Origin of the sequence: Paraburkholderia phenazinium, assembly GCF_900141745.1 — a bacterium.
GTDB lineage: Bacteria > Pseudomonadota > Gammaproteobacteria > Burkholderiales > Burkholderiaceae > Paraburkholderia > Paraburkholderia phenazinium_B.
Genome location: NZ_FSRM01000002.1, coordinates 2636120 through 2654149, shown reverse-complemented (window position 1 = coordinate 2654149; position 18030 = coordinate 2636120). Strand labels below are relative to the sequence as shown.

Sequence of the window (18030 nt, the reverse complement as noted above, 5' to 3'; positions counted from 1 at the left end):
TGCTCCGCTCTTGCGGACTGGCCGCTCGCCTCGCGCGAGCGCGCCGGCACCCATTGCCTCTTATGAACCATCACGACGGCGCTCGCTCGCCGTCGCCTGAAAAACCAGGACCGTCACGGCCATGCAGAACCTTCTCGCCCAGATCCACCCGAACCGGTGGACCTTTCTCTGGGATTCGCTCACCGCCATCTCAATGCACCTGTGCGCCGCCGCGCTGATCCTCGTGGTCGGCTGGTGGGTGGCGCGGCGCGTCTCGCGCTCGCTCCACCGTTTGCTTACCAACCAGTCGCGCATGGACGCCACGCTGCGCCCCATCCTCTGCGACACCAGCCTGTGGGGCATTCGCGTGGTCGCCATCATCGGCGGGCTGTCCCAGTTGGGTATTCAGACCGCGAGCATCGTCGCGGTGCTCGGCGCTGCCGGTCTCGCGATCGGTCTTGCGCTGCAAGGTACGATGCAGAACATCGCAGCCGGCATCATGCTGTTGCTGCTACGCCCGTTCAAGGTGGGCGATTCGATCGAAGCGGGCACGGGTACTGTCGCCGGCACCGTCGAAGAAATCAGCCTGTTCACCACGCGCCTGACCAAATCCGACGGCATCTGCGAGTACGTGCCGAATAGCGCGCTTTGGAGCAACTCGATCCGAAATTACAACCGCAATCCGACCCGCCGCCTCGATCTCGAAGTGGAAATCTCCGTGCGAGACGATGTGGATCACGCGCTCGCCGCACTGCGCGCCCTCGCCGCCGCCGATCCGCGCGCACTGCAAACGCCCGCGCCGCAAGTCATGGTGACCCGCTTCGACGACAGCACGGTGGTGCTCAATATCCGCGTGTGGGCGAAGATCGATGTTTTCTGGGACATGCGCTGGGATCTCGCCCGCCAGGTGCGCCAGACACTCAACGACGCGCAATGCGGGCTGCCGGTTCGGACGCGGGAATTGCACATCGTGCAAAGCGCTGAACCAGGCGAGCCGGTGATGGATCGCGCGGTATCCCGTCCGAGGGCTGTTACCCAGTAACGCACCGCCAGGCGGTCATCGGCCGGCGGCCTCTGACCGCCGCCGGTTCTTTCCCACCCATAGAGTCCCCAACCTAAACGTCTGCTTGCGTCATTCCTTCTCAGCCTCTATCGTTACATTACTCAATGTCACAGTTAAGAGTGAATAAAAGGAGACGGATCGGATGAACGCACGCACGATGCCCCCCGACGCTCTGGCGCCCCTCGAAACCGATGTCGCTATCATCGGTTCGGGCTTCGCCGGACTCGGCATGGCGATCCGGCTCCGCCAGGCCGGCATGACCGACTTCATGGTCGCCGAAAAGGCCGACTCCGTCGGCGGCACCTGGCGCGACAATCACTACCCGGGTTGCGCCTGCGACGTGCAATCGCACGTCTATTCCTTCTCGTTCGCGCCGAACCCGCGCTGGACTCGCATGTTCGCGCGCCAGCCGGAAATTCGCGCGTATCTGGAAGCGTGCACCCAGCGCTTCGGCGTGCAACGGCACATTCGCTTTGGTCACGAACTGGTGAGCGCCATCTACGACGAAACGCGTCATCGCTGGCACATGCTGTTCGCCAACGGCCAACGCTGGTCGGCGCGGGTGCTGGTATCGGGCATGGGCGGCCTGTCGCGTGCGGCGGTGCCGGATATTCCCGGGCTCGATACCTTCAAGGGCAAGACCTTCCATTCGCAGCAGTGGGACCACAGCTATTCGCTGGAAGGTAAACGCGTCGCCGTGATCGGCACCGGCGCGAGCGCCATTCAGTTCGTGCCGCAGATTGCTCCGCGTGTCGCACAGCTCGACCTGTTCCAGCGCACGCCGCCGTGGATCATGCCGAAGGCCGACCGCGCCGTGAAACCGTTCGAACAGTGGCTGTTCCGGCACCTGCCGTTCACCCAGAAGATGTGGCGCGCGGGTCTCTATTGCATGCTGGAATCGCGGGCGTTTGGCTTTGCGATTCATCCATCGCTGATGAAGACGGCGCAGAAAGTCGCGGTGCGTCATCTGCATCGTCAGGTGACCGACCCGCAACTGCGCGCCACACTCACGCCCGATTACACGATGGGCTGCAAGCGTATCCTCATTTCGAACGACTATTTCCCGGCGGTGTCGCGCCAGAATGTGGCGGTCATCACGAGCGAGATCGCGCGCGTCGAAGAAGACGCCGTGATCACGACCGATGGCGTGCGTCATCCCGCCGACTGCCTGATCTTCGGCACCGGCTTCCAGATCGCGGATCCGTTCCCGCGCGGCGTAGTGCGGGGCAAAGGCGGGGTCGATATCGTCGATACCTGGCACAACGGTGCGCACGCGTACCTCGGCACCACGTTGCCTGGCTATCCGAACTTCTTTATGGTCGTCGGCCCGAACACGGGGCTCGGCCACAACTCGATGGTGTACATGATCGAGTCGCAGGTCGAGTACATCCTGCGCGCGCTGCAAACCATGCAACGCGAACGCGCTGCCGCGATCGAGGTGCGGCCGCATGTCGAGCGTGCCTACAACGAGCAGATCCAGCAGAAGCTAAGCCGCGCCATCTGGTCCACAGGCGGCTGCAAGAGCTGGTACCTCGATCCGCGGACCGGCAAGAACACGACGCTGTGGCCTGGATTCGCGTTCCGTTTCCGCCAGGCTACCCGCAGCTTCAGCATGGGTGATTACTTTGCATATGTGCCTGCGGCTCAAACCGAGGCGGGATTGAACGCGCACACGGCCAGGTCGACGCAGGGCGGCGCGTCAACGGCTTCAGCCGGGTCCGCTTCTTCGGCTGCATCGTCGGCAGAGGCAACTTGAGACGCAGCACGCACTAACGCCATGCCGTCAAGCGAACACGTCGCACGCACAGACAAAACAACAAGGCACCGCTCAGAGAGGACAGTACGATGAAGAATTTCACAGACCGTGTTGCCGCCATTACCGGCGCCGGCTCGGGTATGGGCCGCTCGCTGGCGATCCAGCTGGCGCGCGAAGGCTGCCACCTGGCGCTCGCCGATCGCAACACCGCAAGCCTTGCCGAAACCGCGCTGCTCGCCGAGGGCGCAGCACCGCAGATCGTCGGTGCGCCGCTACGTGTGACGACCCGCGTACTCGACGTGGCGGATCGCGCGGCGATGTTCGACTGGGCCGCCGAAACCGCCGCCCAGCACGACCGCATCAATCTCGTCTTCAACAACGCAGGCGTGGCGCTGTCCAGCACGATCGACGGCATGGACTATGCCGATCTCGAATGGATCGTCGGCATCAACTTCTGGGGCGTCGTGCATGGTACGAAAGCGTTCCTCCCGCATCTGAAGGCGTCAGGTGAAGGGCATATCGTCAACACCTCGAGCGTATTCGGTTTGTTCGCACAACCTGGCATGAGCGGCTACAACGCGACCAAGTTCGCTGTGCGCGGCTTCACCGAAGCGCTGCGGCAAGAGCTCGATCTGATGAAATGCGGCGTCTCGGCCACCTGCGTGCACCCGGGCGGCATCCGAACCAGCATCGCGCAGTCGAGCCGGATCGCCTCGAACATGGTCGGTTTCATGATCGAGAGCGAACAGCAAGGTAAGGACGATTTCGAAAAGTTCTTCATCACAACGGCCGACGAAGCCGCCCGCACGATTCTCGACGGCGTGCGCAGGAACAAACGGCGCGTGCTGATCGGCCGCGATGCGCGGGCTGCCGACTGGCTCGCCCGCACGTTGCCGGCCGCCTATCAGGCGCTCGTCGTGATGCAGACGCGCCGCCTACACCGCATTGCGCATAAGCGCGCCCGCGCTGCCGACGCAGAAGCCGCCGGACGGCGCGCGTGAACATCAAAGATCATAGGGAGAGAAAGGCCATGATGCCGATTCGCCGCGACCTTCGTTTCGTTTTACCTCCTGAGCGTGCCTGCGACTGGCATCAGGAAGGCTCGCATGTGACGCACTTTTTCAATGCGCTTTCGCTGCTGTTTCCAGCGGGCGAGCGTTTCTTCATGGACAGCGTGCGCAACTACCGCGACCGCATCGACGACCCCGTCCTGAAGAAGCAGGTACTCGGTTTTATCGGCCAGGAAGCGATGCATACCCGCGAGCACATCGAGTACAACGATCTGCTGCAAAACGCGAGGCTGCCCGCGCACAAGCTCGATCGGCGTCTCACGTGGTTCCTCAACGTCAATCGCAAGATGCCTAAGTCGTTCCAGCTCGCGATGACCGTCGCGCTGGAGCATTACACAGCGATGCTGGCCGGTCTGCTTCTGGAGGACGACACGCGGGTGGGCGGATCGGTGCAAGGCTATGCGCAGATGTGGACCTGGCATGCACTCGAAGAGACCGAGCACAAGGCCGTCTCGTTCGACGTGTGGAACACTGTGATCAAACCCGGGCCGGCGCGCTATCTGCTGCGCACCGGCACCATGCTGACAGTGACGCTGGCGTTCTGGCTGATCGTGTTCGATTATCACGTGCGTCTGCTGATCTCCGATCGCAAACGCGGCGGACATCTGCGCGGCATGTGGCGCGTCGTCAAATTCCTGTACGGGCCAAAACACGGTGTGTTCCCGGGCATCGCGCTCGAGTGGCTGCGTTTTTTCAAACCCAGCTTCCATCCGTGGGATCACGATAACCGCGCACAACTGGCGCGAATCGATGGCCTCGTGGCCGCCGTTGACTCGGCCAATGCCGCGAATCCCGCGGCGCTGAAGGCGAGCCGCCGCGGCGTGCGGGCGGTGGCGTGATCCGCGATACGCTCGTCGTCGAAGCCGGCGACGTACGCCTTGCCGTGTACGTCAGCGGACCGCGCGAAGCGCCGCCGTTGGTGCTCGTACACGGCTATCCGGATTCGGCGGCGGTATGGGAGCCGGTTCGGGCGCAACTGGACGGGCGCTATCGTGTGATTACCTACGACGTGCGCGGCGCCGGCGCGTCGGAAGCGCCGTCTGGCGGGGCCGCGTATCGGCTGGAACGGCTGGCCTCTGACCTGGCCGCCGTGGTCGACGCTACCTGTGGCGGACAGGCCTTTCATCTGGTGGGCCACGACTGGGGCTCAATCCAGAGCTGGGAAGCGGTAACGAGCCCCGCGTTCGAAGGCCGCATCGCTTCGTTCACATCAATTTCGGGGCCGTGTCTTGATCACGCCGCGTTGGGTCTACGTAACCTGAGTGGCCCTGGTAACCGCAGCAGCGATAGCAGCCACGGCGTGTCGTCCCCGGACAAACCCCGCACGCACAGTTCTACGCAGCGGTTCGCCGGTGGCCTGCGCCAAACGCTGAAGTCCTGGTACATCTTCCTGTTTCATGTGCCGCTCGTGCCCGAACTGGTGTGGCGTTGCGGCGGCGCACGCGCATGGCCGCTGTGGTTGCGGCTCACCGAGCGCATCCGCCGTGCGCCAGATCCTGCCCAGCTACGCAATGCGATCAACGGTTTGAATTTGTACCGCGCCAACTTCGTCGACCGGCTGTTTCATCCACGCAACCGCCCGGCTCACGCGCCGGTGCAATTCGTTGTGCCGTTGCGCGACCGTTATGTGGGGCCCGCCCTTTCATTGGGGCTCGAGGCGTGGCTCGGCAACTATACGCGCGAGACGATCGACGCCGGCCACTGGGTCGTGCTGCGCGATCCCGTCGGTATCGCCACCCGGATCGACCGGTTTGCCTCACAGCATCCGTCGCCAAGCCGGGTGAACGGCGTCAGCGCGTTCGCGGCAAGCGCGTGAAGAGCGTCGGATAGTCGATCACGAGACCATCTTCGTCCACTTGCATGTCGGCGGTGAAGTTGCGAAAGATGCCTTCGTAGCGATACTCGCGGTTCAACGCGAGGCATGTGTAGGCCTGCTCGGCGCGAGTAACCTGAAGCTCTGGCGTCGAGATGTAAGCCACTGCAATCGGCCGGCGCTCGCCCTCGGTTAGTTGCAGACGCCGGATGGGCAGCGTGTTGGTGAACGGCGTAGCGGCAATATCGATGTCGATGCAGCCTTCGATCATGCCGAGCGTCTTGCCATCGCCATCGCGCCAATGGCCCTCGCCGTCGCCGTGCATCTCCAGCTCGCCGCCGCCCATGATCTTGAGAAACGCATAGGTCACACGCCAACGCGGATCGCAATGCATCCGGTAGTAAAGCCCATAACCCTTTCCGTAACGCTGTCCTACGAGCGCGCTCTCGACGTGGAAACCGTCGTCACGTGCATCGAACGCGAGATGTTCGATGCCGTCGCCTTCCTCCGATACCCAACGTATATCGCGCATGGCCTGCCTCCTTTCGAAAATGCTGGCTGCGGATTCGCCAGCTTATAACGTCTGAGAGCTGACCCGAGCAAAAAAACGCCGGAAAACGAGGCATAAAAAAGACGGCGTCTTCGCTTTGAAGGCGGGACGCCGCTAGGACCACACTCGCATGTCGGGGTCGATCACACGAGAACCCGACAGTATCCGCTACCCGGCCGCGTCTCAAGATGAAAAACCTTCCTTTGTAACGACCGGCCAGGTAGCTCTTACGGGTCTCGAGAAAACGCTTTCTCGCATTCCCCCGCCGCGTCAAGCTCTCATCGCTTTAGCTGGTTCAATCATCCAGATTGTCAATTTACAGATTCAAACACTTATTACGGCCTTGTACGACACGGCCGAATTGACCTGACCATTCGGCAGATTCTCACGAGCAATTCGCTCCGTTATCCTGAACGTTACCGTAGCCGTTCGTCGCGCCCCTGCTCTCGCTCGCTGTCCTGTCGCCCCATCCGAGTTCGCGAAGCTACCGGTATTGCCTGATCGAAGGCGATGCCGGACCGGTCCCGACCGGTAGTTTTCTGCTTGCATTTTAGTAACATATTTGTTATATTGGAGTCCAATGGCATTTCTGATCGACTTTTACAACGAGAAGGTCAAAGTCCAGGTCGCTTCGCTGCCCAAGACGCTACTGGCGCGATTTATCGCACTGGCGGATCGCATGGAAACATATGGTCCGAACCTTGGAGAACCGCACACCCAATCCATGGGCGGCGGCCTTTTCGAAATGCGTCTGAAGGGAGCGGAGGGCATTGCCAGAGTGTTCTTTTGCACGGTCGTCGAACGCCGCGTCGTCATGCTGCATGCGTTCGTGAAGAAGTCGCAAGAGACGCCCCGAAACGAGCTGGACATAGCTCGCAAAAGACTGCTGGAGATCAAACGTGACAACGTATAAGGAATTACGCACCCACGCCCTCGCGGACCCCGAAGTCCGCGCCGAATACGAACGGCTGAACCGCGAAGAATTCGCCCTCCTCGACCAGATGCTCGCAGCGCGTCACGCCGCCGGGCTGAGTCAGGCGCAAGTCGCTGAGCGCATGGGCACCAAGGCACCCGCTGTAACGCGACTCGAGCGCGCACTTGCGTCAGGACAGCACTCGCCGTCCATCGACACGCTGCGCAAATATGCGGCCGCGTGCGGCAAGAAACTCGTCATTTCGATCGCGTGATTCACTGTTCAGCACGGGCGTCACCGGCGCTCTGCTGCAGCGCGGTGTATTGACGCAGTTTTTAATTTCCGGGGCCGCATCAGCGCTCACGAAACCTTATATAAACTTGATACCGATCAAGGGTTTAGCATCTAAAAATCGCTAGACCACCGTTCTCCGCGCGTCTTTTCGACGCACGTCGCGACGCAGCAAAACACCGCGCATTCCCCTACGCTTGCGCCATCTGCTTACGGCAGTGCGCGTCGACATCGGTCGATGCGCGTAGGTTGTCTCCGGTATCAAGATCATGAATCCCGCATCCACAATCTCCGCATTCGACCTGGCGCGCATCCAGTTCGCGTTCACGGTTTCGTTTCATATCGTTTTCCCCGCACTGAGCATCGGGCTCGCCAGTTTCATCGCCGTCCTCGAATGGCGTTGGCTCAAGACCGGTAAGGCCTACTACAAAGATTTGTGTCTGTTCTGGTCGAAGATCTTTGCAGTGGCTTTCGGCATGGGTGTCGTCTCCGGCGTCGTCATGAGCTACGAGTTCGGTACCAACTGGTCGGGCTTCTCCAGCTTCGCCGGGGCGATCACCGGACCGCTGCTGATGTACGAGGTCATGACCGCGTTCTTCCTCGAAGCGGGCTTCCTCGGCATCATGCTGTTCGGCTGGCAGCGCGTCAGTCGGCGCGCGCATTTTGGTGCGACTCTGATGGTCGCCATCGGCACGCTGATCTCCACCTTCTGGATTCTCGCCTCCAATAGCTGGATGCAGACGCCGCAAGGCTTCGCTGTCGAAAATGGTCACGTCGTGCCGCTCGACTGGTTCAAGATCATCTTCAATCCGTCGTTCCCTTACCGCCTCGCACATATGGCGCTCGCCGCGTTTATCGTCGCCGCTCTGGTAGTCGCGGCCGTCGGCGCATGGCATCTGCTGAAGGGGCGGCGCGATCCCGCGGTCAAGACGATGTTCTCCATGGCGCTGTGGATGCTGTTGATCCTCACGCCCATCCAGGCCTTTGTCGGCGACCAGCACGGCCTGAACACCCGAAAGTATCAGCCGGCCAAGATCGCGGCGATCGAAGGCCTGTGGAACACCGAGAAAGGCGGCACGGCGCTCAACCTGTTCGGCATCCCCGACATGAAGGCGGAGACCACTCGCTACGCGGTGTCGATTCCGCATCTGGGCAGCCTGATTCTCACGCATAGCTGGGACGGCGAGATCCGCGGCCTGAAGGAATTCCCGCCACAGGACCGGCCGGATTCGACCATCGTGTTCTGGAGCTTCCGCGTGATGGCGGGACTCGGCGTGCTGATGATCGTGATGTCGATCACCGCATGGGTAGTACGCCGGCGCGGCAGGCTCTATGACGCCAGGTGGTTCCAGAAGCTCGCCGTGGCGATGGGCCCCACTGGCTTCATCACGTTGCTGGCCGGTTGGGTGACGACCGAAGCAGGCCGTCAGCCGTGGGTGGTCTACGGCGTGCTGCGCACCTCGCAGGCGGTGTCTCCGCTTACCACGCAGCAAGTGGGTATCTCGCTGATGGCGTTCGTGATCGTCTACTTCCTCGTGTTCGGCACTGGCATCTACTACATGCTCAAGCTGATGCGCTCGGGTCCCGCGTTGCCCGGCCAGACGCCCCACGGCACGCCGGAAACGCCACCCGGCCGCCCCGCGCGTCTCCCCATGCCGGCCGCCGAGCAGCTGGCCGACGTAGCCTGAACCGCACCGTAACGAGGTTAAAAAATGGATGTCACCGTAGTGTGGGCCGCGATCATCGCGCTGGGCCTCTTCATGTATGTGGTGCTCGACGGCTTCGATCTGGGCATCGGCATCGTGTTTCCTTTCTTTCCCGATGAGAAAGAACGCAATCTGATGATGAACACCGTCGCGCCCGTCTGGGACGGCAACGAGACGTGGCTCGTACTCGGTGGCGCCGGTCTGTTTGCGGTGTTTCCGGTGGTTTACTCAACCGTGTTGTCGGCGCTGTATCTGCCGCTGATTTTCATGCTCGCCTGCCTGATCTTCCGTGGCGTGTCGTTCGAGCTGCGCGCCAAGGCAAATCGTACGAAGCATCTGTGGGATCTGGCGTTTATCGGCGGCTCGGCAGGCGCGTCGTTCTTCCAGGGCATCGTGCTGGGGGCCTTCCTGCAAGGCATTCCAGTCGTGGACGGCAGCTATGCAGGCTCGGCGTTTGGCTGGCTCACGCCGTTCAGCCTGTTGACCGGTCTTGGCCTCGTCGTCACCTATGCGCTGCTCGGCTGCTGCTGGCTGGTCGCCAAAACCGAAGGCGATCTGCAACGCCGCCTGCATCGCGTCGTGTGGCCGCTGACGATCGTGTTGCTCGGCTTCATCGCGGTGGTCAGTCTCTGGACCCCGCTGCAAGACCCGAATATCGCCCAGCGCTGGTTCGACTCGGGTCTGTTCTATCGCTTGTTGCCGGTGCCGTTCCTCGTTGCCATCTGTGCGTTGTTCATGCGGCGTGCCGTGCGCGACCGGCATCACACGACGCCGTTCGTGCTGGCGCTCGCGCTCGTGCTGATCGGTTATCTCGGCTTGCTGGTGAGCTTGTGGCCGTATGCCATTCCGTCGAGCATGACCCTGTGGGAGGCCGCCGCGCCGCGTTCGAGCCAGATGTTCACGCTGGTGGGCGCAGCGGTGATCATTCCAGTCATCATCAGCTATACGACGATGGGTTATTGGGTATTTCGCGGCAAGGTGCGCCATGACGACCAACATCACTATCACTAAGTCCGGGCAGCCGGCCGCCGCGCCCACGCAGCGAGTGCTGCCCGGCTGGCTCTGGTTTATCGCGCTTTGGTGTCTGGGCGTGGGCGGCGCGATGTTGCTCGGTTTCGCATTCCGGATCCTGATGAACCTGACGCTGTTCGCTGTGAATTGACTTGTGGCCGGCGGCCATTTGCTCCGCCGGTCAGCTTGGCCCAGACGAGGTCACACCGGGCCAAACAAGGCCACACGGCGTCAATTGTTAAACCTCTCATGCTGTGCTTCAAAATTGCGCCGCTTCATGCGTCTATGTTGCAGGCCGCAGCAAAGACAGTCGTCCGGCGCATGGAAACAAAACGGCGTGCAAAACGCACGACCGTGCCGCAGAGCCGGCAGCGCAGGAGACCAATCCATCGCCGACACTGTCCGCAGCCCGCCGGGGATCAACACCATAAAAATGAATGCGCCACGCATGCGCCCTCACCGGTCGCATCGCTGGCCACCTGGGGAATGCCTCATGGCCGACGATCAAGCATATGATCGCGGCGTGAGGCGATGAAGATGATGAAGCATCAGCAGTGCGACACAACAGCATAGCCTCGCGTTCGACGAGGCACGCGATAGACGCGGCCACGCTCGCGCAGGTGGCCTGACGGGACGGATGGCGTATCTTGGGGAGGTGCCATCCGCGTCCGGCATCGGCGGAATAATGGTGGGAAATACGAGCGCGCAGTGCCGACACGCGGAGACATCATGAAGTTTCTTGTGGCCGATGACCATGAACTGATCCGCCAGGGCGTCAAAGGAATGCTGCGCGGACTCGACCCGGATGCCCAGTTCGACGAGGCCGACACCTGGGACACCCTCGCCGCCGCCGCGCGGCCCGACGCCGATCACGATCTGGCGATTGTCGATCTGCATATGCCCGGCATGAGCGGCGCGGCGTCACTCGAAATCCTGCTCAAGGAACACCCGGCGCTACCGGTGGTCGTGCTTTCCGCTGAAGAATCACCTGACGAAATGCGCGCGGTCCTCGCGGCCGGCGCGCTTGGCTTCGTTCCGAAACGCCAGCCGGCCAGCGTCATGCTGAAGGCCATCGAACTGGTGTTATCGGGCGGCGCGTATGTGCCGATGGAAGCGTTGAGTCTGCTCGGCGTACGCGAAACGGCGCAAGCTGCACAGGCAGCACCGGGCGGCGCGGGGAGTTCGCCGGGCGCGCCATCCGTGACCGAGCCCATTGTTCACGTCGAGGCCTTGCAGCCGCATCAGCAGCATCTGCTTGAAAATCTCGCGCCGCGCCAACAGGACATCATGCGTCTGGTGCACCGCGGCTGGACCAACAAGATGATTGCGCGCGAGCTGGGTGTGGCGGAAGGAACGATCAAGGTGCATCTTTCGGTGATCTTCCGGGCGCTCGGCGTCCACAACCGGTCCACCGCGATTGCCGTGATCAACGGCTGGCTGGAAGCGGGCAGGACGCTGTAGCCAGGTTGCCGGCTGCGCCGTCCCGCTCCGCCTGCTGCCACAAGATCTCCAACGTACGGCGCAGGCGTGCCGGCGTGACCGGCTTATGTAATACGGGAATGCCTTGCGCAGCGAGCGTCGCCAGTTCACCGGACGCCATATCGCCGGTAATCAGCAGCATCACAGCCCCTTCGTGGCCGCTACGCCGCAGCGCCTCGCGCACTGCAGTGAGCGCCTGCGCCCCCGTGCGATGGTTCGCCAGCTGGAAGTCGCACAACACCGCGTCTGGCACAAAGCCCTCGCTCAACGCCTGCAACGCCAGCGTTTCGTCGCGCGCACCCCGCACGATGCAGCCCCAACGCCCCAGCAGTCTCGTCAGGCCTTCGAGAATCGAAGGGTCGTCGTCGATGCAGAGCACGCGCCGCCCCTGCGCCGAAGGGCCAGTCACCACCGTGTCGCTCAGGCTGGTCACAATCCCGCCGGGGTCGCCGACCCGAACCGGAAAGCGGAACACCGAGCCACGGCCCGGCGCCGAACGCAGGCGCAACTCGCCGCCCAGCAGCTCGACCAGACGCCTCACCGTCGGCAGGCCGAGGCCATGTCCCTGGCGCGCGTCTCGCTGCGGGTTGGCGACCTGGTAGAACTCCTCAAAGATGCGCTCCTGCTCGACTGCCGGAATGCCGATACCCGAATCGCGCACCTCGATGTAGCCGCCGTCACGCCGCCCGCCGCGCCGCAGGCCCACCCATATCGCCCCCTCCTCGGTATAGCGCACCGCATTCGACAGCAGGTTGCTCAGCACCCGTTCGAGCAGCACCGGATCGTCGTGCACCACCATCGTGGTGGGCGCGATGCGCAGCGCCAGCCCTTTCGCCGCCGCCTGCGGCCGGTACTGGCTGCCAACCCGCTCGAACAGTTCGTCCAGCCGGAAATGCAGCCGGATAACCTGAGTGACACCGCTCTCGAGCCGCGCCAGATCGAGGACCTGGTTGAACAGCTGGTTGAGAGCCTCCACGTTATGAACGATGTGAGCGGCGGTTTTACCGTGCTGCGCCTGTGTCACGGCAACGTCATTCAGCGACGCCGCCAGCAGGCCGATTGCGTGCAGCGGCTGGCGCAGGTCGTGGCTCGCCGCGGCGAAGAAGCGCGTCTTGGCGAGACTCGCCTCTTCCGCGACATGCTTCTGCGCGGCGAGCGACTCCGCCAGTTGCTGCTGATCGACGCGCGCCTGCACGACCCGCTGGAACAGCTTGCGATAGCTGATCGCATAGACGTTGATGGCGCAAAAGAAGAACGCGAGGACGATCGCCAGGATGGTGCGATCGAAGTTGTGGCTGCCGAACAGCAGCACGATGGCCGGCAGCAGCACGAAGATGATGCCGGTCGAAAAGTTGAGCAGGTCGAAGCCATTCGACATGAACACGCCCGCCGCCAGCGTTACCAGCATGACGGTGTGCAACACCGGCAGATCCGCTTGCCGGCTGTGGAACGCGAACCAGATCGCCAGCCCCGGCGCGCTGTACAGCAACACGCCACGCACCGCGTGCAGCCTGATCCAGTTGCGCGCCGTCATGGCGTTGGGCCAGCGGCGCCTGCAGAGCCACAGCCCCAGGGCGGCAAAGTTAGCCACCGCGTAAAAACCAAAGCACGCGGCGAACAGGTGCGGATACGGCATGTCGACCCAGTAGATCGACACGAGCACCGCTATGGCGAACCAGTGAGTGAAGAACGCTATCGGATTCTGGGCGTACAGCACCCGCACCAGGTCCTCGTCGATCGCTCGCTGGACAGGATCGGCCCGCATCGTGCGGTCTCCCATGCAAGGTTATTGCTGCCGGGTCCAGCTATTTCGATGGTGAAGTGCTGCGGGCAAGAGGCGGCCTTCAGCCGCTTTGGATGACCGAAATGGTGCATGGCATCAGGCGGCGCTAGCGCCAGCGGGCCGTTTGAGACCATCGGCGCCGTTGGTTTACCCGGCAGTTTACCTGTCAGCTATCACTTAATCCATATAGGCGAAGCCGCGCGCAAAAACCATACTGGGATCACTTTCCAGCGCGGCACCGGGCCGGTTCACACAGCCCTCGCCGCCCCGCACTGGGGCCTACCGCGCGCTTGACCCATCCTTCGACGGAGGTTTTCATGGGCGCTGTACCGAGCCGCGAGTTCGTCCGCAATCTGGACAATGCGATCCTGCCTGATCTGTGGCGCCGTCGCACCCAACTGTCCGGTGACGAAATGGTTTCGATGGTGGATCTGGTGAAACGGGCGCTGCGGACCTACCATCCGCTCGAACTGCAGGCGCTCGGCGAGGACAAGGAAGAACTGGTCGCGCAGTTCATCTTTTCCCGGGTTTTGCGCCTCACCCCCGGCCATTCCGACACGAACGCCTGCGCCGAAAGCGCGCCGTCCAACGGCTACGCGCTGTGCGCATACTTCCGCCGCTATCTGATCGACTGCCTGCGCAGCGCCGGCCATCAGCGCAACGTCTCGATGGAAAACGAGGGCATGGCGCAGGAAATCGACCTGCACGCTCACGCGCTCGAAGACCCGGTCGAAAGCGTGCTGCTGCAATACGGTCTCGACGAAGCACGCGTGCGCTTCGCAGCGCGGGCCTTCATCGACGGCCTCGACGAACCGGAGCGGATCGTGCTGGCAGGCAGCCTCGGCTGGTGCTCGGAATGCAAAGGCGGACTTTCGGCCGTGGCGGCACAGCATCGCGTTCCCTCTTATCACTATCGCGCCATCAAACTCGGCGTCACAATGAAAAAGACGGACGACGCCGCCGATTTTTCCAATACCAAGATCGGCCGCTGGCTGGTCGACGTACTGGGCATCGAGATCGACGTCGAAAATCGCGCGGCGATCCTGATCGCGCTGAACCTGCTCGCCGCCGAATCGACCGACAGCGAAATGAATGAAGTGGCCGCCTAATCGAGGTGTTCACGATGGATCGCTTGTCCAGCGCCATTCAGGCAATGCAGCCGCACTACGAAATCGTGGTAGTGGGCTCGGGCTATGGTGGCGCCATCGCGGCCAGCCGGATGGCGCGGGCGGGCCGCAAGGTGTGCCTGCTCGAACGCGGCCGCGAATTCATGGCGGGCGAGTTTCCCGCCACGCAACTCGAGGGTGCGAGCCAGGTGCAATACAACACTAAGCTTGCGCAGATCGGCTCGCCGCTGGCCTTGCTCGAAGTGCACGTCAATGCCGAGGTCAATGCGGTGGTCGGCTGCGGACTCGGAGGTACCTCGCTGATCAACGCGAACGTGGCGCTCAGGCCCGATCCGCGCTTATGGCAGGACCCACGCTGGCCCGCAGCGGTGCGCGTCGACGAGGCCGGCCTTGCCGCTGGGTACGCACGCGCCGAAGCAATGTTGCAACCGTCGCCCGTGCCCGCTGACTTCCCTTCGCTGCCGAAGCTCAATGCGCTCGCGCGCTCGGCGCAGGCACTCGGCATGCAGGATCGCTTCTCGCGACCGCCCATCACGGTCACCTTCAAGGACGGCCCGAACGCAGCCGGTATCGGACAGAAACGCTGTATCGGCTGCGGCGACTGCAATGCAGGCTGCAACCATGAGTCGAAGAATTCGACCCACATGAATTATCTGCCGGACGCGGTCGCGCACGGCGCGCAGATTTTCACGGGCGTAGCCGTGCATTCCGTGGTGCGCGACGAGGCCACCCGGAAGTGGCTCGTGCGCTATCAACCGGTGGACCTCGGCCGCGAAATCTATGACGCGCCGGATCTGGCGGTCACTGCGGATATCGTCATCCTGTCGGCGGGCACGCTCGGTTCGACCGCCATCCTGTTGCGCTCACGTGACGCCGGGCTATCTGTGTCCTCGCAACTCGGCGAGCACTTCACCGGCAATGGCGATGTGCTCGCCTTTGCCTACAACACCGATGAGCCAATCAACGGCATCGGCTGGGGCGCGCACAAGGCCGGTGAAATTCCGCCGGTCGGACCCACGATCTGCGGCCTGATCGATCACCGCAATACACCGGACGTCCGCGATGGCTTCGTGATCGAGGAAGGCTCGCTGGCCGGGCCGGTCGGAGTAGCCATGATGGGCGTGATGGGGATCGCCGCGCCGGCCGAAGGCGTGAAGATGCCCGAGCCTCCGTCGTCGACACTCGCCACGCTGGATGCCGACGCGCGCATCGCCGAGAGCCTGTTGCGCGGGCCGTACCACGGCGCCATGAACCACACGCAGACGTACCTCGTGATGGCGCACGACGACGAAAGCGGACAGATCACGGTCGAGCATGGGCGGCCACGCATCCGCTGGCCCAACGCCGGCAAGCAGCCGATTTACGCCACCATCGAAAAGACGCTCGAAGCGGCGACGCGCGCACTGGGCGGCGACTATGTGCGCGACCCGATCTCCGCGAATCTGCTTGGCGAGCGCCTCGTGACCGTGCACCCATTGGGCGGTTGCGCAATGGCGGATAGTGCCGAAAACGGCGGCGTCGATCAGGCCGGCCGTGTGTTCTCGGGCACGACAGGGGCTGCGGTTCATGACGGCCTGTATGTGATGGACGGCGCGGTCATGCCGATCTCGCTCGGCGTGAATCCACTGCTGACGATCTCGGCACTAGCCGAACGCAACTGCGCACAACTGGCTGCGGCGCATGGCTGGCAAATCGACTACACAACGCGCGGCGACGTCGCGCCACCGCCACCGCAAAAGATCGGCCTGCGCTTCACCGAAACCATGATCGGCACCTACGAGCCTGATGCAGCGCAGCCAGGCGCGTCTCAGAGCACCATTCCGATCAGCTTTACGCTCACGGTCGAATCCGACGATCTGGCCGACATGCTCGACAACCCTCAGCACGCTGCACGCGCAGTCGGCACGCTGACGTGCCCGGCGTTGTCGGCCCAGCCAATGACCATCGTGGATGGCCATTTCAACCTGTTCGTCGTCGATCAGACCGAAGTCGACCGACGCGACATGAACTACCAGATGACGCTCGAGACGGTGGAAGGCTCGCGTTACTACCTCTCAGGACAGAAGATCATCACGCGTTCGTCGCTACTCGAACTGTGGCCGCAGACGAATACTTTGTACGCGCAGATCCGCGCTTCCGACGTCGTCGATGCCCCCGTGATCGGCAAAGCAACCCTGATCATCACGCCCGAGAATTTCCTCAGGCAGATGCGCACCATCGAAGTCACGCACACACCTGACCTCGCGACACGGCTTGAATGGACGCTGAAATTCGGCAAGTTCTTCGGCGGGGTGCTGTTCACTGAATATGGCGGCGTCGCGGCGCCGCTGCAGTTTCTGGATTCGGAGGACACCTCCGCACCGCGCGTGAAGCGCACCCTACGCGCGCCGGCGCCGGAACTGAACTGGTTCAATACATCCGGAGCGGACGGCAAGACACTAAAACTGACGCGCTATCACGCTGGCAACAAGGGACCGGTGCTGCTTGTGCACGGCTCGGGGACGTCGAGCCGGATCTTCTCGACGGACCTGGTCGACACCAACCTTGTCGAGTTTTTATGCGCCGCCGGTTATGACGTATGGCTCGTCGACCTGCGGGTGAGCATCGAACTGCCGACCGCGCTCGAATCCACTACGGCGGACGCAATCGCACATGAGGACATCCCCGCCGCTGTCGCGCAGGTCAGGCGGATCACGGGCGCGCAGCAGATCCAGGTAGTGGCGCATTGTTTCGGCGCAATGGCCGTCACCATGTCTTTGCTCTCGGGGCTCAAGGGCGTGCGCTCGGCCCTGCTGTCCCAGGTATCGGCCCATCCGGTTCCGGGTGCATTGCAGCGGATCAAGGCCGGTCTGCACATGCCGGAAATACTCGAACACCTGGGCGTCAGGGACTTGACGGTATTTACGCGGGCTCATGACTGGCCACACAATCTGCTCGACGAGGCGCTGCGCCTCTATCCGGTTGGACACGACGAAGGCTGTGGCAATGCGCTCTGCCATCGCGCGACGTTTTTGTACGGTCTCCTCTATGAACACGCTCAACTCGGCGAGCAGCTTCACGCCAATCTGCAGGAGCTATTCGGCGTGCATGACGTCGAGCTTTTCAGTCAGCTGGCAACGATGGTGCGTGCGGGACACGTGGTGGACGCTCACGGCAAGGACGTTTATCTGCCCAATCTGGAGGGCATGCGTCTGCCGATCGGCTTCATTCACGGTTCAGAGAACCGGTGCTATCTGCCGGTGAGCACTGAAACCACCTTCAATCTGCTGGTGGAGCGCTTCGGTGCCGAACACTACGAACGGCATGTAATTCCGGGGTATGGACATCTCGACTGCATCTTCGGCAAGAACGCGGCGGCGGACGTGTACCCGGTGATATTGCGCTATCTGGATGAGCATTGAAGCGCTATGTGCCTCCGGTATCCGAATGACTCGATCATCCTGCAGACCGCGCCTGCAAATTCATTTATGATCCGAATCACTCCAATAA

At 62.6% G+C, this 18030-nt stretch carries 16 protein-coding genes; 14 read left to right on the top strand and 2 right to left on the bottom strand.

Annotated features, from left to right (window positions below; translation table 11 throughout):
- The first annotated feature begins 121 nt into the window (after positions 1 to 121).
- From BUS06_RS31750 to BUS06_RS31730, 5 genes are all read left to right on the top strand, one after another.
- Positions 122 to 1021, top strand: a complete 900-nt coding sequence (locus tag BUS06_RS31750; protein WP_074268270.1) for a mechanosensitive ion channel family protein — start codon at positions 122 to 124, stop codon at positions 1019 to 1021.
- A 163-nt stretch (positions 1022 to 1184) separates the two neighbouring features.
- Positions 1185 to 2798: a flavin-containing monooxygenase gene (locus BUS06_RS31745; protein ID WP_074268269.1), complete on the top strand. Its 1614-nt coding sequence runs from the start codon at positions 1185 to 1187 to the stop codon at positions 2796 to 2798.
- A gap of 89 nt (positions 2799 to 2887) precedes the next feature.
- Positions 2888 to 3799 carry an SDR family NAD(P)-dependent oxidoreductase gene (locus tag BUS06_RS31740; RefSeq protein WP_074268268.1) on the top strand — a complete coding sequence of 304 codons (912 nt, stop codon included), beginning with the start codon at positions 2888 to 2890 and terminating at the stop codon, positions 3797 to 3799.
- A 29-nt stretch (positions 3800 to 3828) separates the two neighbouring features.
- On the top strand, positions 3829 to 4707 hold the full coding sequence (locus tag BUS06_RS31735) for a metal-dependent hydrolase (protein ID WP_074268267.1): 879 nt from the start codon (positions 3829 to 3831) through the stop codon (positions 4705 to 4707).
- Positions 4704 to 5684 (top strand): alpha/beta fold hydrolase, encoded by a 981-nt coding sequence (locus BUS06_RS31730; RefSeq protein WP_074268266.1) that lies wholly within the window; start codon positions 4704 to 4706, stop codon positions 5682 to 5684. Before BUS06_RS31735 ends, BUS06_RS31730 begins: the two co-directional genes overlap by 4 nt.
- Here the strand turns inward: BUS06_RS31730 and BUS06_RS31725 are convergent.
- Positions 5659 to 6213: a putative glycolipid-binding domain-containing protein gene (locus tag BUS06_RS31725; RefSeq protein WP_074268265.1), complete on the bottom strand. Its 555-nt coding sequence runs from the start codon at positions 6211 to 6213 to the stop codon at positions 5659 to 5661. The genes BUS06_RS31730 and BUS06_RS31725 overlap by 26 nt on opposite strands.
- 148 nt (positions 6214 to 6361) lie before the next feature.
- Here BUS06_RS31725 and BUS06_RS37635 point away from each other — a divergent pair, with 148 nt between their 5' ends.
- From BUS06_RS37635 to BUS06_RS31700, 7 genes are all read left to right on the top strand, one after another.
- The gene (locus BUS06_RS37635; protein ID WP_143787691.1) at positions 6362 to 6601 is read left to right on the top strand and encodes a hypothetical protein; all 240 of its coding nucleotides are present in this window, start codon (positions 6362 to 6364) and stop codon (positions 6599 to 6601) included.
- Positions 6602 to 6811: 210 nt separating this feature from the next.
- Complete coding sequence (locus BUS06_RS31720) at positions 6812 to 7144, top strand: type II toxin-antitoxin system RelE/ParE family toxin (RefSeq protein ID WP_074268264.1); 333 nt, start codon at positions 6812 to 6814, stop codon at positions 7142 to 7144.
- Positions 7131 to 7418 (top strand): helix-turn-helix domain-containing protein, encoded by a 288-nt coding sequence (locus BUS06_RS31715; protein ID WP_074268263.1) that lies wholly within the window; start codon positions 7131 to 7133, stop codon positions 7416 to 7418. Before BUS06_RS31720 ends, BUS06_RS31715 begins: the two co-directional genes overlap by 14 nt.
- Before the next feature lie 286 nt (positions 7419 to 7704).
- On the top strand, positions 7705 to 9123 hold the full coding sequence (locus BUS06_RS31710) for a cytochrome ubiquinol oxidase subunit I (RefSeq protein WP_074268262.1): 1419 nt from the start codon (positions 7705 to 7707) through the stop codon (positions 9121 to 9123).
- A gap of 24 nt (positions 9124 to 9147) precedes the next feature.
- The gene (cydB, locus tag BUS06_RS31705; protein ID WP_074268261.1) at positions 9148 to 10152 is read left to right on the top strand and encodes a cytochrome d ubiquinol oxidase subunit II; all 1005 of its coding nucleotides are present in this window, start codon (positions 9148 to 9150) and stop codon (positions 10150 to 10152) included.
- The gene (locus tag BUS06_RS37980; RefSeq protein WP_167379451.1) at positions 10127 to 10303 is read left to right on the top strand and encodes a hypothetical protein; all 177 of its coding nucleotides are present in this window, start codon (positions 10127 to 10129) and stop codon (positions 10301 to 10303) included. The genes cydB and BUS06_RS37980 overlap by 26 nt, the downstream gene beginning before the upstream one ends.
- A gap of 578 nt (positions 10304 to 10881) precedes the next feature.
- Positions 10882 to 11613, top strand: coding sequence for a response regulator transcription factor (locus BUS06_RS31700; RefSeq protein ID WP_074268260.1), 732 nt, complete (start codon positions 10882 to 10884; stop codon positions 11611 to 11613).
- Here the strand turns inward: BUS06_RS31700 and BUS06_RS31695 are convergent.
- Complete coding sequence (locus tag BUS06_RS31695; protein WP_074269409.1) at positions 11579 to 13396, bottom strand: ATP-binding response regulator; 1818 nt, start codon at positions 13394 to 13396, stop codon at positions 11579 to 11581. The genes BUS06_RS31700 and BUS06_RS31695 overlap by 35 nt on opposite strands.
- Before the next feature lie 335 nt (positions 13397 to 13731).
- On the opposite strand from BUS06_RS31695, the gene BUS06_RS31690 reads away from it, so the two are divergent.
- Positions 13732 to 14523: a hypothetical protein gene (locus tag BUS06_RS31690; RefSeq protein WP_074268259.1), complete on the top strand. Its 792-nt coding sequence runs from the start codon at positions 13732 to 13734 to the stop codon at positions 14521 to 14523.
- A 14-nt stretch (positions 14524 to 14537) separates the two neighbouring features.
- Positions 14538 to 17942: an alpha/beta fold hydrolase gene (locus BUS06_RS31685; RefSeq protein ID WP_074268258.1), complete on the top strand. Its 3405-nt coding sequence runs from the start codon at positions 14538 to 14540 to the stop codon at positions 17940 to 17942.
- The last annotated feature ends 88 nt before the right edge of the window (positions 17943 to 18030 follow it).

What these genes read in the sequence shown, in the direction of transcription:
- BUS06_RS37635 (WP_143787691.1), top strand. Translation starts at nt 6,362, where the DNA reads ATGTCGGGGTCGATCACACGAGAACCCGACAGTATCCGCTACCCGGCC.
- BUS06_RS31710 (WP_074268262.1), top strand. Translation starts at nt 7,705, where the DNA reads ATGAATCCCGCATCCACAATCTCCGCATTCGACCTGGCGCGCATCCAG.
- BUS06_RS31690 (WP_074268259.1), top strand. Translation starts at nt 13,732, where the DNA reads ATGGGCGCTGTACCGAGCCGCGAGTTCGTCCGCAATCTGGACAATGCG.
- BUS06_RS31695 (WP_074269409.1), bottom strand. Translation starts at nt 13,396, where the DNA reads ATGCGGGCCGATCCTGTCCAGCGAGCGATCGACGAGGACCTGGTGCGG.
- BUS06_RS31745 (WP_074268269.1), top strand. Translation starts at nt 1,185, where the DNA reads ATGAACGCACGCACGATGCCCCCCGACGCTCTGGCGCCCCTCGAAACC.
- BUS06_RS31740 (WP_074268268.1), top strand. Translation starts at nt 2,888, where the DNA reads ATGAAGAATTTCACAGACCGTGTTGCCGCCATTACCGGCGCCGGCTCG.
- BUS06_RS31725 (WP_074268265.1), bottom strand. Translation starts at nt 6,213, where the DNA reads ATGCGCGATATACGTTGGGTATCGGAGGAAGGCGACGGCATCGAACAT.
- BUS06_RS37980 (WP_167379451.1), top strand. Translation starts at nt 10,127, where the DNA reads ATGACGACCAACATCACTATCACTAAGTCCGGGCAGCCGGCCGCCGCG.
- cydB (WP_074268261.1), top strand. Translation starts at nt 9,148, where the DNA reads ATGGATGTCACCGTAGTGTGGGCCGCGATCATCGCGCTGGGCCTCTTC.
- BUS06_RS31735 (WP_074268267.1), top strand. Translation starts at nt 3,829, where the DNA reads ATGATGCCGATTCGCCGCGACCTTCGTTTCGTTTTACCTCCTGAGCGT.
- BUS06_RS31700 (WP_074268260.1), top strand. Translation starts at nt 10,882, where the DNA reads ATGAAGTTTCTTGTGGCCGATGACCATGAACTGATCCGCCAGGGCGTC.
- BUS06_RS31720 (WP_074268264.1), top strand. Translation starts at nt 6,812, where the DNA reads ATGGCATTTCTGATCGACTTTTACAACGAGAAGGTCAAAGTCCAGGTC.
- BUS06_RS31685 (WP_074268258.1), top strand. Translation starts at nt 14,538, where the DNA reads ATGGATCGCTTGTCCAGCGCCATTCAGGCAATGCAGCCGCACTACGAA.
- BUS06_RS31750 (WP_074268270.1), top strand. Translation starts at nt 122, where the DNA reads ATGCAGAACCTTCTCGCCCAGATCCACCCGAACCGGTGGACCTTTCTC.